The 13,302-nt window shown below is 71.8% G+C and carries 12 protein-coding genes; 7 read left to right on the top strand and 5 right to left on the bottom strand.

Annotated features, from left to right (window positions below; translation table 11 throughout):
* The first annotated feature begins 46 nt into the window (after window positions 1–46).
* Window positions 47–1,339, top strand: a complete 1,293-nt coding sequence (locus ONA70_RS15025) for a DUF2314 domain-containing protein (protein WP_265007054.1) — start codon at window positions 47–49, stop codon at window positions 1,337–1,339.
* 98 nt (window positions 1,340–1,437) lie between these two features.
* Here the strand turns inward: ONA70_RS15025 and gcvT are convergent, their stop codons facing one another.
* Window positions 1,438–2,568 carry a glycine cleavage system aminomethyltransferase GcvT gene (gene gcvT, locus ONA70_RS15020; protein ID WP_265007038.1) on the bottom strand — a complete coding sequence of 377 codons (1,131 nt, stop codon included), beginning with the start codon at window positions 2,566–2,568 and terminating at the stop codon, window positions 1,438–1,440.
* Window positions 2,569–2,730: 162 nt separating this feature from the next.
* On the opposite strand from gcvT, the gene ONA70_RS15015 reads away from it, so the two are divergent.
* Window positions 2,731–4,299 carry a leucyl aminopeptidase gene (locus tag ONA70_RS15015; protein ID WP_265007037.1) on the top strand — a complete coding sequence of 523 codons (1,569 nt, stop codon included), beginning with the start codon at window positions 2,731–2,733 and terminating at the stop codon, window positions 4,297–4,299.
* Between the two features lie 89 nt (window positions 4,300–4,388).
* Here ONA70_RS15015 and ONA70_RS15010 read toward each other — a convergent pair whose 3' ends face one another.
* Window positions 4,389–4,718, bottom strand: a complete 330-nt coding sequence (locus tag ONA70_RS15010) for a hypothetical protein (RefSeq protein WP_265007036.1) — start codon at window positions 4,716–4,718, stop codon at window positions 4,389–4,391.
* A gap of 177 nt (window positions 4,719–4,895) precedes the next feature.
* On the opposite strand from ONA70_RS15010, the gene lpdA reads away from it, so the two are divergent.
* The 5 genes from lpdA (at window position 4,896) to ONA70_RS14985 (ending at window position 11,119) form a co-directional block, all read left to right on the top strand.
* A complete protein-coding gene (gene lpdA, locus ONA70_RS15005) occupies window positions 4,896–6,287 on the top strand; it encodes a dihydrolipoyl dehydrogenase (protein ID WP_265007035.1) in 1,392 nt (463 codons plus the stop codon).
* A 66-nt stretch (window positions 6,288–6,353) separates the two neighbouring features.
* Window positions 6,354–8,147, top strand: coding sequence for a 2-oxoglutarate dehydrogenase, E2 component, dihydrolipoamide succinyltransferase (gene sucB, locus ONA70_RS15000; RefSeq protein WP_265007034.1), 1,794 nt, complete (start codon window positions 6,354–6,356; stop codon window positions 8,145–8,147).
* Window positions 8,148–8,270: 123 nt separating this feature from the next.
* Window positions 8,271–9,602 (top strand): low temperature requirement protein A, encoded by a 1,332-nt coding sequence (locus ONA70_RS14995; protein ID WP_265007033.1) that lies wholly within the window; start codon window positions 8,271–8,273, stop codon window positions 9,600–9,602.
* A gap of 108 nt (window positions 9,603–9,710) precedes the next feature.
* Window positions 9,711–10,202 (top strand): hemerythrin domain-containing protein, encoded by a 492-nt coding sequence (locus ONA70_RS14990; protein ID WP_265007032.1) that lies wholly within the window; start codon window positions 9,711–9,713, stop codon window positions 10,200–10,202.
* Between the two features lie 29 nt (window positions 10,203–10,231).
* A complete protein-coding gene (locus ONA70_RS14985) occupies window positions 10,232–11,119 on the top strand; it encodes an oxidoreductase (RefSeq protein WP_265007053.1) in 888 nt (295 codons plus the stop codon).
* 201 nt (window positions 11,120–11,320) lie between these two features.
* Here the strand turns inward: ONA70_RS14985 and ONA70_RS14980 are convergent, their stop codons facing one another.
* The 3 genes from ONA70_RS14980 to ONA70_RS14970 all read right to left on the bottom strand — a co-directional run bounded on the left by ONA70_RS14980 (window position 11,321) and on the right by ONA70_RS14970 (window position 13,017).
* Window positions 11,321–12,112 carry an SGNH/GDSL hydrolase family protein gene (locus ONA70_RS14980; RefSeq protein WP_265007031.1) on the bottom strand — a complete coding sequence of 264 codons (792 nt, stop codon included), beginning with the start codon at window positions 12,110–12,112 and terminating at the stop codon, window positions 11,321–11,323.
* Window positions 12,113–12,308: 196 nt separating this feature from the next.
* The gene (locus ONA70_RS14975; RefSeq protein WP_265007030.1) at window positions 12,309–12,758 is read right to left on the bottom strand and encodes a YfbM family protein; all 450 of its coding nucleotides are present in this window, start codon (window positions 12,756–12,758) and stop codon (window positions 12,309–12,311) included.
* A gap of 19 nt (window positions 12,759–12,777) precedes the next feature.
* Window positions 12,778–13,017, bottom strand: coding sequence for a winged helix-turn-helix domain-containing protein (locus ONA70_RS14970; RefSeq protein WP_265007029.1), 240 nt, complete (start codon window positions 13,015–13,017; stop codon window positions 12,778–12,780).
* Window positions 13,018–13,302: the final 285 nt, after the last annotated feature.

Below are 13,302 nucleotides of genomic sequence, written 5' to 3'. Positions count from 1 at the left end.
GTAGCGTTCTCGGGTGAGGCGCACCGGCGGTGTCGAGGGGGACGGCATGCTCATCACGGACGACTTCCTGCCCGTACCGGTCCCGGAGTCGCTGGACGCGACCTACCTGGTGCCGGTCGCCGGGCTGCCGAGGGTGAGCCCGAAGACCGCTATGGCGGGACTCGCCGGACGGCTCGCCGAGCCGGTGTACGGGCTGGCGAAGCAGATGCTGGATAGCCCGCTGATGAGCGTGGACACCCGGCCGGTCGGCGAGTTCCCCGAGCTGCCGCCGGACCTGCTCACCGCGTTCGGGGCCACCGAGGAGCAACTGGCCCGGCTGGCCGCCGCCACCCACCTCGTGGTGGTGCAGGCCGAGTACCGGCCGGGCTGGCCGCCGGCGCACGAGTGGGCGGCCCGGGCGGTCGCTGCGGCGGTCGCCGAGACCGTCGACGGAGACGTGGTGGACGTCTTCGGCCTCCAGTTCCTCGACCCGGCGACCGCGCTGCGCTCGCTCCCCGACGAGCAGGGCCGGATCCGGCTGGTCGACTGGGTGCTGGTGCCGTACTCGTCGGACGCCGACGGGCTCTGGTTCACCACGAAGGGGCTGCGCCGGTTCGGGCTGCTGGAACTCCAGACCCAGGGCGTGCCGGACCACCTCACCCGGGCCTGGGGCGCGGTGATGACCGGCGCCGCGCGGCGGCTGCTGCGTGACTGGACCGAGGGGCTGGCCGGCGAGGAGGTGCCGGCGTTCGTGCAGCTGCCGGTGCTGGCCACGGTCACCGGGCACGACATCGCGGTGGCGTACGGGAATCCGGAGCAGCACGGCGCGACGGCGCCGGTGCTGCTGGCGCTGGAACTGGACCCGGCGACCGACCCGGACGCCGACTCGTTCCTCAGCCTGCGTCCCCCGCCCGGGCACCCCGGCCCGCCCGGCCGCTACTTCGCCGCCGCCTGCGCCACCCTGTTCAGCGGCATCCAGCCGGACGTCCGGTACGCCCGCCCGGGCGACGCGATGAGCCGGGCGATCGCCACCGCCCGGGCCGGCCTGGGTGACATCCGGGCCCGTTTTCTCGCCAATCAGCTCCCCGCCGAGACCCAACTGGTGGTGAAGTACGGGCTGCCCGGCGACGACGGCCCCGAGTTCGTCTGGGCCGGGGTGACCTCGTGGGAGAGCCCGGAGCGGATCGTCGGTGCCAGCGCCAGCGACGCCAACAGCGACCCGAGCGTCCGGATCGGCGCCCCCGTGGTGGTCGAGGCGTCCGACGTCGTCGACTGGGCCGTCCTGGACGGGTCCGGGGTCCTCGAGGGCGGCTGGACCCAGGCCGTCCTGGACGCCGGCGAACCCCCCAGCCCTGCCTGACCCCACCCCCGACCGACCGCCACGGGAAAGAGTTGATCAAGGAATTTGCGTCAGGATCCGGCCCGCCGGAGACGCAAACTCCTTGATCAACATGGAGGTCAGCGGACGGAAGGCTGGACGAAGGGCGGCTTGGTGAGGCGCATCTGGGCGCGGCGGCCGCGGATGTCGACCTCGACCAGGTCGCCGTCGGCGAGTTTCGGGTCGGTGTCGATCAGGGCGAGGGCGATGCCCTGCTTCTTCGTCGGGCTGAACGTGCCGCTGGTGATCGTGCCGACCTGCTGGTCGCCGGCGAGGACGGCCATGCCGGGGCGCGGGATGGCCCGGTCCACCGCCGCCAGCCCGCGCAGCGTACGCCGGGGGCCGGCGGCCTTCTCGGCGAGCAGCGCGTCCCGGCCCCAGAAGGCCGGCTTGTCCCAGCCCACCGCCCAGCCGGAGCGGGCCTGCACCGGGGTGATCTCCAGCGACAGGTCCTGCCCGTGCAGCGGATAGCCCATCTCGGTGCGCAGCGTGTCCCGCGCGGCCAGCCCGCAGGCCCGCAGCTCGTACGCCGCGCCGGCGGCGAAGAGCGCGTCCCAGACGGCGAGCGCGTGCGCGGCCGGGACGACCAGCTCGTACCCCAGCTCGCCGGTGTAACCGGTGCGGCACACGGTCAGCCCCACCCCGTCGAGGGTGGCAGCGGAGAAGCTCATGTAGTCGTGACCGGTGGGCAGGCCCAGCGCGCCGAGCAGGTCCGCCGAGCGCGGCCCCTGCACCGCGAGCACCGCGTGCCCCTCGTGCTCGTCGGTGATCACCACCCCGGCGGGCGCGGCGGCCCGCAGGCGGCGGACCACCTCGGCGGTGTTCGCCGCGTTCGGGATGAGGAAGACGTGGTCGTCGGCGTACAGGTAGGCGATGATGTCGTCCACCACCCCGCCGGTGGCGTCGTCGCAGCAGAGCGTGTACTGCGCCTTGCCGGGCCCGATCCGGCCGAGGTCGTTGCTGAGGCAGGCGTTGACGAAGTCCCGGGCGCCGGGTCCGGTGATCCGGGCCTTGCCCAGGTGCGAGACGTCGAAGACGCCCACCCCGGTACGGACCGCCGTGTGCTCCTTGAGCACGCCGCCGCCGGCGTACTCCAGCGGCATCTCCCAACCCCCGAACGGGGCGAACTTGGCGCCGAGCGCGGTGTGCCGCTCGTGCAGGGGGGAACGACGCAGCCGGGTGGCGGCGGCGTCGGAGGTCACGTCGGTCATGGGTGGCAACTTACCGCCAGCTGAACGGCTGGTTAGCATCGGCGGGACCCGTCGGAGCGCATCGGCGGGACAGCCACGCGTCCGGCGGGTAGGTTGCCGCCGGAGACCTTCATCGCCGGTACGCGACGCCGCGGCCGGCCCGGCCCGCCCGGAGTAGCTTTCGTGACATCGCCCCGCACCACCCTCAGCCTGGTCGACACAGACCCCGCCGAACTCGCCGTCGACGCGATCGTGATCGGCGTGCACAGCCAGACCGCCGAGCAGGAGGCCGGCGCACCCGCCGGCGCCCTGCTGCTGGCCAGCGGCGCGGAGAGCATCGCTGCCGCGTTCGACGGCAAGCTGACCGAGACGCTGGCCCTGCTCGGCGCGACCGGCGGCGCCGGCGAGGTGATCAAGCTGGCCACGCTGGGCACGGTCACCGCGCCCGTGGTCGCCGCGGTCGGCCTCGGTCCCGAGCCCACCGGTGCCGCCCCGGCCCCGGAAACCCTGCGCCGGGCCGCCGGCGCGGCGGTCCGCTCGCTGGCCGGCGCCCCGCGCGTCGCCCTCGCCCTGCCGCTGCCCGACGACGCCGACGCCCCGGCCGCGCTGCGCGCGGTCGCCGAGGGCGCGTTGCTCGGCGGCTACCGGTTCGCCGGTTACAAGACCAAGCCGCAGCCGACCCGGCGGGAGCCGGTGGCCGAGGTGCTGGTGGCCGTCCCGGACGCCGCGGACGCCGCCGCCCAGGCCGAGATCACCCGGGCCCAGGCGGTGGCCGGCGCGGTGCTGGCCAGCCGGGACTGGGTGAACACCGCCCCGAACGAGCTGCGTCCGCCGGCGTTCGCCGAGGCCGTGGCCGCCGCCGCCCGGGAGGCCGGGCTCGGCGTCGAGGTGCTCGACGAGGCGGCGCTCAAGGCCGGCGGGTACGGCGGCATCATCGCCGTCGGCCAGGGCTCCGAGGCCCCGCCGCGCCTGGTCAAGCTCACCTACACCCCCGACGGCGGCGGCACCGGCAAGCGGGTCGCGCTGGTCGGCAAGGGCATCACCTTCGACACCGGTGGCATCTCGATCAAGCCGGCCCAGGGCATGTGGGAGATGAAGTCCGACATGGCGGGCGCGGCGGCGGTCGGCGCCGCCATGCTGGCGGTCGCGGCGCTCAAGCCGTCCGTGGCGGTCACCGGCTACCTGCCGATGGCGGAGAACATGCCGTCGGGCACCAGCTACCGGCCGGGCGACGTGATCAGCATGTACAACGGCAAGAAGGTGGAGGTGCTCAACACCGACGCCGAGGGCCGGATGATCCTGGCCGACGCCATCGCCCGGGCCTGCGAGGACGGCGCGGACTACCTGTTCGAGACCTCCACGCTGACCGGCGGCCAGGTGATCTCGCTGGGCAAGAGGATCGCCGGCGTGATGGGCTCCCCGGAGCTGTGCGAGCGGGTGAAGGCCGCCGGTGAGGCGACCGGCGAGCCGGCCTGGCCGATGCCGCTGCCGGACGACGTACGCAAGGGCATGGACTCCGAGGTCGCGGACATCTCGCAGGTCAACGCGGTGATGGACCGGGCCGGTCACATGCTCCAGGGCGGCGTCTTCCTGAGCGAGTTCGTCACCGACGACGTGGCCTGGGCGCACATCGACATCGCCGGCCCCGGCTACCACTCAGGCGAGCCGACCGGTTACTTGACCAAGGGCGGCACCGGCGTCCCGGTCCGCACCCTGCTCCACCTGATCGACGACGTCGCCGCCAACGGCTGACGCCTGAAGATCCACCCAACTTCGGGGAAGTTGCTGCCTCGGCACGCCGAGAGGCAGCAACTTCCCCGAAGTTGCTTCACGCGCAGATGTCAGAAGAGCTCCGGGCGGCGCTTGCGGCGTTCGTTGTAGTCGCGCATGCGCTGGGGGTAGCCCATCAGGCGGACGTCGTAGATCGGGATGGCGAGACGGTGGGCGAAGCGGCGGCCCTCGTCGGGGCCGCCGACCCGGCGCCGGGTCCACTCGCCGTCGTCGGCGATCAGCATGACCGTGGTCTCGGTGACGGTGGTCCGGGGTTCCAGGTACGCCTCGACCCCGCGCCGGGTGCGGACGAAGTTCTCAAGGTGGTCCAGATCGGCGCGATCGGCCGCCCGGTCGCGGTTCACCGCGACGGTCCGCTTGCGTCGTCGGAACAGCCCCACAGCACCCACTCCTCCCCCGTACGTCATCGAAGACGATGCCAAGGGTACGTGTCGGCGACGTGTCGTTGGGCACCTCACTACGCGCTTCGTCGGCGGTGGTGACAAGATGACCGAGGTGGGGTGTGCCTGTTACCCCACCGTAACCCCCGATGCAGTGACGCGACCTGGGAGTTGGATGTGAGCCAGCCGAACGATTCGACCTTCGACATCGTCATTCTCGGAGGTGGTAGCGGCGGCTACGCGGCGGCGCTGCGTGCCGCCCAGCTGAACCTCTCCGTCGCGCTCATCGAGAAGGGCAAGCTCGGGGGCACCTGCCTGCACAACGGCTGCATCCCCACCAAGGCCCTGCTGCACGCCGCCGAGATCGCCGACCAGACCCGCGAGTCGGAGCAGTTCGGCGTCAAGGCCGAACTGGTCGGCATCGACATGGCGGCGGTCAACTCGTACAAGGACGGCGTGATCTCCCGGCTCTACAAGGGCCTGCAGGGCCTGGTCGGCGGCGCCAAGAACATCACCTTCGTGGCCGGCGCCGGCAAGCTGGTCGGCAAGAACGTGGTCGAGGTGGACGGCAAGCGCTACACCGGCCGCAACATCATCCTGGCCTCCGGCTCGTACGCGAAGAGCCTGCCCGGCCTGGAGGTCGACGGCGAGCGGATCATCACCAGCGACCACGCCCTGGTCCTGGACCGGGTCCCGTCGTCGGCGATCGTGCTCGGCGGCGGCGTGATCGGCGTCGAGTTCGCCAGCGTGTGGAAGTCCTTCGGCGTCGACGTGACCATCGTCGAGGCGCTGCCCCGCCTGGTCGCCGCCGAGGACGAGGAGTCGTCCAAGGCGCTGGAGCGGGCGTTCCGCAAGCGGAAGATCAACTTCAAGGTCGGCAAGCCGTTCGAGAAGGTCGAGAAGACCGAGAACGGTGTCAAGCTGACCATCCAGGGCGGCGACACCGTCGAGGCCGAGCTGCTGCTGGTCGCCGTCGGACGCGGGCCGACCACCGCCAACCTCGGCTACGAGGAGCAGGGCGTCAAGATGGACCGCGGCTACGTGCTGACCGACGAGCGGCTGCGCACCAGCGTGCCGAACGTCTACGCGGTCGGCGACATCGTGCCCGGCCTGCAGCTCGCGCACCGCGGCTTCCAGCAGGGCATCTTCGTGGCCGAGGAGATCGCCGGCCAGAACCCGGCCGTGATCGACGAGGCCGGCATCCCGCGGGTCACCTACTGCGACCCGGAGCTGGCGTCGGTCGGCCTGACCGAGGCGAAGGCCAAGGAGCAGTACGGCGCCGACAAGATCAAGACCTACAACTACAACCTGGGTGGCAACGGCAAGAGCCAGATCCTCAAGACCGCCGGCCACGTGAAGCTGGTCCGGGTGGAGGATGGCCCGGTGGTCGGCGTGCACATGGTGGGGGCCCGGGTCGGCGAGCTGATCGGCGAGGCGCAGCTCATCTACAACTGGGAGGCGTACCCGGCCGAGGTGGCGCAGCTCGTGCACGCCCACCCGACGCAGAACGAGGCCCTGGGCGAGGCGCACCTGGCCCTCGCCGGCAAGCCGCTGCACGCGCACGCCTGACACGACAACCGCGGCGTCCGGCGACGGGCGATGATCCCACCAGGGGAATGAAGGAGTCTGGAGAACATGCCGGTATCGGTCACCATGCCCCGGCTCGGCGAGAGCGTCACCGAGGGCACCGTCACGCGCTGGCTCAAGCAGGAGGGCGACACCGTCGAGGTCGACGAGCCGCTGCTCGAGGTGTCCACCGACAAGGTCGACACCGAGATCCCGTCGCCCGCGGCGGGCGTGCTGAGCCGGATCGTGGTCGGCGAGGACGAGACCGCCGAGGTCGGCAGCGAGCTGGCGATCATCGCCGGTGAGGGCGAGGCGGCCGGTGGCGCCGCCCCGCAGCAGGCGGCCCCGGCGGAGCAGGCCGCCGAGGCCGCCGCCGAGCCCGAGGCCGAGGCGGAGCAGCCGGCCGTGCAGGCCCCGGCCCCGGCCGCGGCGCCGTCGGGCGAGGGCACCGAGGTCAAGATGCCGGCCCTGGGTGAGAGCGTCACCGAGGGTACGGTCACCCGCTGGCTCAAGCAGGTCGGCGAGACCGTCGAGGTGGACGAGCCGCTGCTGGAGGTCTCCACCGACAAGGTGGACACCGAGATCCCGTCGCCGGTCGCCGGCACGCTGCTGGAGATCCGGGTGCCCGAGGACGAGACCGCCGAGGTCGGCGGCGTCCTGGCGATCGTCGGGGCGGCCGGTGCCGCGCCGGCCCAGCCGAAGGCGGAGCCCAAGCCCGAGCCCAAGGTCGAGGCGAAGCCGGCGCCGCAGCCCGCGCCCGCGCCGGCCCCGGCGCCCAAGGTCGAGGAGCCGACCCCGGGCGTGTCCTACAACGAGCCGGCCGCCGAGGCGGAGCAGGCCGCCCAGCCGGCCAAGGTGGAGCAGGCCGCGCAGCCGGCCGCGCCGGCCCCCACGCCGCGGCGCGCGCCCGTGCCCGGCGGCGAGGAGGCCGCCGGGTACGTGACCCCGCTGGTGCGCAAGCTGGCCGCGGAGCACGGCGTGAGCCTCTCCTCGGTCAACGGCACCGGCGTCGGCGGGCGGATCCGCAAGCAGGACGTGCTGGAGGCGGCCGAGAAGGCGAAGGCCGCGCCGGCCGCGCAGCCGGCCCCCGCCGCCGCGGCGGCCCCGGCCAAGCCGGCCGCGAAGCCGCAGCCGAGCGCCAAGCGGGGCAGCACCGAGAAGCTGCCGCGGATCCGGGCGGCGATCGCCAAGCGGATGCAGGAGTCGCTGCACGAGATGGCGCAGCTGACCACGGTGATCGAGGTGGACGTCACCCGGATCGCCAAGCTGCGGGCGCAGGCCAAGGACTCCTTCCAGCAGCGGCACGGCGTCAAGCTGTCCTTCCTGCCGTTCTTCGCCCTCGCCGCCGTCGAGGCGCTCCAGGCCTACCCGATCGTCAACGCGCGGATGGACCTGGAGGCCGGGACGATCACGTACCCGGACGCCGAGCACCTCGGCATCGCCGTGGACACCGAGCGGGGCCTGCTGGTGCCGGTCATCCACAACGCCGGCGACCTCAACCTGGGCGGCATCGCCAAGCGGGTCGCCGACCTGGCCGAGCGCACCCGGATCAACAAGATCAGCCCGGACGAGATCGCCGGGGCGACCTTCACGCTGACCAACACCGGCAGCCGGGGCGCCCTCTTCGACACCCCGATCGTGCCGTCGCCGCAGTCGGCGATGCTCGGCACGGGTGCCGTGGTGAAGCGTCCGGTCGTGGTCAACGACCCGGAGCTGGGCGAGGTCGTCGCGGTCCGCTCGATGGTCTACCTGGCCCTGTCGTACGACCACCGGCTGATCGACGGCGCGGACGCGGCCCGCTTCCTCGTCGCGGTCAAGGGGCGGCTGGAGGCCGGCAACTTCGAGGCCGAGCTGGGGCTCTGACGCCCGGACGACACGCGAAGGGGGCGCGCGGCACACGCCGCGCGCCCCCTTCGTCGTCCGCGGGTCACCCGGGCTGAGTCGATTCCGACCCGGCAACGGCCCGCCCGCTGACAGACTCGTCCGGTGAGCGGCTTCGGGAGGCGACGGCGCCTCGGGCCCGCCGTACCGGTGGCGCCCGGCGCCCGGGTGGACCGGTTCGAGATCTTCTTCGACCTGGTCTTCGTCTTCTCGTTCTTCATCATCACGCGGACGACCGCGCGGGACATCACCGGCGGCGCGCTGCTGCACGCCCTGCTAGTGCTCGCCGTGCTCTGGTGGTCGTGGGTGGTGCACAGCGTGCTCGCCTCCCGCATCCGGCTCGGCGAGGGCTTCGTTCCGGTGCTGATGACGGTCGGCATGGCGGCGCTGTTCACCTTCGCCCTGTCGCTGCCGTCGGCGTTTCGGGAGCCGAGAGGCTACGCCGCCGGGCCGATCGTCGCCGCGATCAGCTACACCGTTATCCGCGCGGTGCACTGGCTGCTCTACCTGCACGCGGTGCGGGACAGCCCGAACGAGCGCCGGCAGTTGACGCGGTTCGCGCCGGAGGTGGTGGTCAGCACCTTGCTGCTGCTCGGCGCCGCGCTGATCCCACCGATCCTGCACGGCCACGGCTCCGCCGCGCTCATCCGGGACGGTCTCTGGGCCGTGGTGGTGCTGATGCAGTACACCACCGGCATCCTCGCCGGGACCGGGGGCTGGGGGGTCGCCTCCGCAGAACACTGGACCGAGCGGTACGACCTGATCCTGATCATCGCCCTGGGCGAGTCGGTCATCTCGGTCGGCGTCGGCAGCAACCTACTCGGTCAGGCGCCCACCGGACCGGCCGTGGCCGCGGCGGTGCTCGGGATCTTCTTCACCGCCGCGCTCTGGTGGGCGCACTACGACATGATCGGGCCAGCCGCCCGGATCGCCCTGCACGCCTCCGAGGACGGACCCCGGGTGGCCATGGCCCGCGACGCGTACGCCTACTGCTACCTGCCGATGATCGCCGGGATCATCCTGTTCGCGCTCGGTGCCGAGCAGATCGTGCGCCAGATCACCAACCCGAACGTCTCCAACTGGCTGCCGGCCATCGGCCCCGGCGAACCACTGCTCTTCGGCGGGGTGATCCTCTACCTCTGCGGCAACATGCTGTTCCAGCTGCGCACCCTGCACACCCTGAGCTGGACCCGGGTCGGCACGGTCGTCCTGCTCGCCGCGACCATCCCGGCGGCCAACCGGCTCCCCGCCCTGGGTGCCCTCGCGTTGCTCACCGCGATCTGCGTCGGCATGGTGGCCGCCGATGTGGTGGTCTTCGACGAGGGCCGGCGGGCGCTGCGGCAGCTGATCTTCGAGGAGCGGACCAGCCACGAGGCGCACGAGGCCGCCTGGCGGGCCCGCTGGCACATCCCGGAGGAACCGGACGAGGGCGAGTGACGCGGTACGGCGACCGGCGACCGGATCGCGTAAGGTCGCGGCAGCGTCGCGGTGCACCCGGCACGAAGGCCGCCGTGGGCATGGAGGCGCGGGACGGCAGGGGACCATGTGCACCCATCCCACTCGTCGAGCGCGCGGCTGACCGCCCTCGGCACCCAATTGATCGAGATCCACGACTGGCTCCGTGAGGAGCTGGCCCGCCTCCGCGCGGGCCTGGACACCCCCGGGGGCGCCGGCCTGACCCGCGAGCTGCGGGCACACTGCGTCGGCTTCTGCGCGGCGCTGGACCGGCACCACACCGGCGAGGACGGCGGCGCGTTCCGGGTCCTGGCCGACCAGGCACCTGAGCTACGGCCGGTCCTCGCCGAACTGAGCGCGGACCACCAGGTGGTGGCGGACATCCTGCACCGCGTCGAGTCGCTGCTCGCCGCAGCCACCAACGCCCGGCAGGTCCGAGCCGAGCTGGACGGCCTGGCCGGGCTGCTGGAGTCGCACTTCACCTACGAGGAGCGGAAACTGGTCGCCGCGTTGAACCGGCTGGCGGGCGACACCGTGGAACTGCTCGGCCTCGCACCACCCGACGACGAGGCGCGACCGTGACATCCGAGGGGGACGGAGACATCACGACCATGGGCACGATCACCGCCGCGGCGGCCGGCACTTGGCAGCTCGGTGACCTGACCGTCAACCGGATGGGCTTCGGCGCGATGCGGCTCACCGCCAACGCCGACGGCAGCCCGAGTGACCGGGGCCGGGCGATCGCCGTGCTGCGCCGCGCGGTCGAGCTGGGCGTCAACCACATCGACACCGCCGCGTTCTACTTCTCGCCGCTACGCTCGGCCAACGAGCTGATCAACCGGGCGCTGTCGCCGTACCCGGAGGGTCTGGTCATCGTCACCAAGGTCGGGCCGGGCAAGGATCCGTCCGGCGAGTGGCTGCCGATGGCCCGGCCCGACCAGCTCCGCGGTCAGGTCGAGGAGAACCTGCGCCAGCTCGGCCGGGACCATCTCGACGTGGTCAACCTCCGGGTGTACGGTCCGGAGCCCCTGGCCGAGCACTTCGGCGCGCTCGCCGAGCTGCGCGACGCCGGCCTGATCCGGCACCTCGGCGTCTCGGCGGTACGCCTGCACCAGGTCGCCGAGGCGCGCGCCATCGCCCCGGTGGTCTGCGTGCAGAACTCGTACGGCCTCGGCTACCGGCTGAGCAACGACGCGCTGATCCGGGACTGCGCCGCGCACGGCACGGCGTTCGTGCCGTTCTTCTCGCTGGCGACCAGCGCCCGGGAGGCCGGGGCGACCGGCGCCGAGCACGACGAGGTACGCGCCGTCGCCCGGGAGCACGGCGTCACCCCGGCCCAGGTCCGGCTGGCCTGGACGCTGCACCGGGGCCCGAACGTGCTGGCGATCCCCGGCACCGGCAACCCCGACCACCTGACCCAGAACGTCGCGGCCGCCGCCCTCCGCCTCACCGAGCACGACCTCGCCCGCCTCGAGTCCGTCCACCAAGCCGCCACCTGACGCCCCGCGTCACGATCCGCGCAACATCGGGGAAGTTGCTGTCTCGGCGCATCGGGAAGCAGCAACCTCCCCGAAGTTGCGTTCTTGCACCGACGTCGAGGCGGCGAGACTGCTCGGTCGACTCCACTACCCCGATGTGGCGGTGTCCATTCGCCCGGACACCGCCACATCGGCGTTCTAGCCGCTGAGAAGCCGAACCCGTCACGCGGCCCCGGCGAGGGTCGGGTAGTAACCGCCGGACTGCCCGGCGGCCGTCGGGTGGTACGAGATGCTCGGGTCGGCCCAGTTCAACGCGTGCAGCCACTTCTCGCCGTAGGCGCAGAGCTCGTTGCCGCGGAAGATCGGGCGGACATCGGCGAAGACGAAACTGTTCTGGACCGCGACATTCTTGGTGATGTCGTCCAGGAGGTTGATGCCTTCGTTGATCTTCGCGCGGGACGTGTCGCTGAGCCCGGCGCAGTAGGTGTCGATCCGGTAGAAGACCGGGTAGGCGATGACCACCACGCGGGCGGACGGTGCACGGGCACGGATCGCCTTGTACAGGTCGTCCAGCTTCGGCGGCAGCTCCCGCCGGGCCTTGTCCTCGGCGGCGTTGACGGCAGCGACGCAGGCCGACTCGCCGTACACCACACAGGTGGTCATGACGTCGCTGAACCCGACGTCGTTACCACCGACGGTGACGCTCACCAGCGTGGTGGTGCTGGACAGGTAGCCCACCTGGGTGTCGCGCACGCTCGTCGTGGTGGCACCCGAGCAGGCCACGAAGGTGTACGACGCGGGAGCGTTGTACGTCGCCCACAGCGACGGGTAGGCGTTGGGGCTGCGCCGGCAGGAGCCGCTTTCGTTGCCGGCGCCCACGCCAGAGGCGTACGAGTCGCCGAGGGCGACGTATCGGACGGTGGAGGCCGCCTGGGCCGGCGTGGCCAGCGCGATCACGCTGGCAATTGCCGTGGCCAGGGCCATGGTGACGGTTACGAGGCGGGTTTTGAGCACGTGGTCCTCCGGGGGGCGAAAGGAGTGATCCGTGCCTATATAGATAGCACTGAATACATCTGCCCCGGAAGACCTATCAGGACACTCAGGCAAAGCGGCCGCCGCAGCGGCATATCGCAGAGCGTTGCCGGCTTCGCCGGATCGGGCACTCCCGTGCTGGGCGGTCCACGCTGCCGTGCGGTGAACAAGCCCTCGACTAGAAGCTGAAGGTTCGGATCGCGGCGCCACCCGAGGCGGCAGTCGCCACGAAGAACTCGACCAGTTCTACGTACTGTTCCCGCAGGTAGTCGAGGTCGTCGTCGTCCCAGCACCGCCGGTACGGGTAGATCTCCTCCGCGCTCATCTTCGCCGGGTCGAAGTGGGCGGCCAGCGCCTCGAACGGCGTCGCGCTCAGGTCCCGGGCGGCGTCGGCGACCATGCCGGCGTGCCAGCCGAGGTGGATGCACTCCTTGTCGATGAGACAGCCGTCCTCGTACAGATCGATGCTCACCCCGGCCGCGTCCAGCAGGAACTGGATGCCGGCCCAGGCCTTTTCGAGGTAGCAACCAGGCAGGTCCTCATCGCGCAGGTACTTCTCCGCCCAATCCGGGTCCGTGTACGCCCGGTCCAGTTGCTCCTGGGTAACTCTGGTGAACCCAAGGGTCATGCCCATGCATCCGCCACGCTTACCGGTCGGGCGCGTCCGGCAACTGCTCGGCGACGAACACGCCGACACCGTGCACGCCCTCCACCCAGCCCTGCATCTGAAGCACGAGGATCGCGTGTCGCACGACGCCGGCGGAGACGCCGTGCTCATCCTTCAGTTGCGCGGTCGAGGGCAGCTTGTCGCCGGGTGCGAGTTGTCCGGACGCGATCTGATCTCGGATCTGATCCGCGATCTGCGCCCATTTTGCTTTGGCGGGCATGTTGACTCCCTGGTCTGCACCGCCATTTGATCACGCCCAGCTTTGCTTGACAAGGAAGGACTAGATCGGCGTTGACCTTACTAGTCTTGTCTGACAAAGTTCCTCCTGACCGGCTCCCTGGTCTGCAAACCCGGAGCTGGTCACCCCAAAGAACCACCCGGCCGGCTGCTCCCCCGGTAGTCGGCCGGGTGCCACCCCCTGCCCGCCGCAGGTCACGGCGGGCTTGTGAGCAGGCCCGGGGCGGGGTGGGTGGGGGAAGGGGGGGGGGGGGGAGAGGGGGGGGGG

The organism is Micromonospora yasonensis, assembly GCF_026013475.1.
Taxonomy (GTDB): Bacteria; Actinomycetota; Actinomycetes; order Mycobacteriales; family Micromonosporaceae; genus Micromonospora; species Micromonospora yasonensis.
This window is presented reverse-complemented; position numbering and strand designations above follow the sequence as displayed.

Excerpts from the sequence above, each read along its gene's own strand:
- ONA70_RS15025 (WP_265007054.1), top strand. The coding sequence starts at position 47 with ATGCTCATCACGGACGACTTCCTGCCCGTACCGGTCCCGGAGTCGCTG.
- gcvT (WP_265007038.1), bottom strand. The coding sequence starts at position 2,568 with ATGACCGACGTGACCTCCGACGCCGCCGCCACCCGGCTGCGTCGTTCC.
- sucB (WP_265007034.1), top strand. The coding sequence starts at position 6,354 with ATGCCGGTATCGGTCACCATGCCCCGGCTCGGCGAGAGCGTCACCGAG.
- ONA70_RS14985 (WP_265007053.1), top strand. The coding sequence starts at position 10,232 with ATGGGCACGATCACCGCCGCGGCGGCCGGCACTTGGCAGCTCGGTGAC.
- ONA70_RS14975 (WP_265007030.1), bottom strand. The coding sequence starts at position 12,758 with ATGACCCTTGGGTTCACCAGAGTTACCCAGGAGCAACTGGACCGGGCG.
- ONA70_RS14970 (WP_265007029.1), bottom strand. The coding sequence starts at position 13,017 with ATGCCCGCCAAAGCAAAATGGGCGCAGATCGCGGATCAGATCCGAGAT.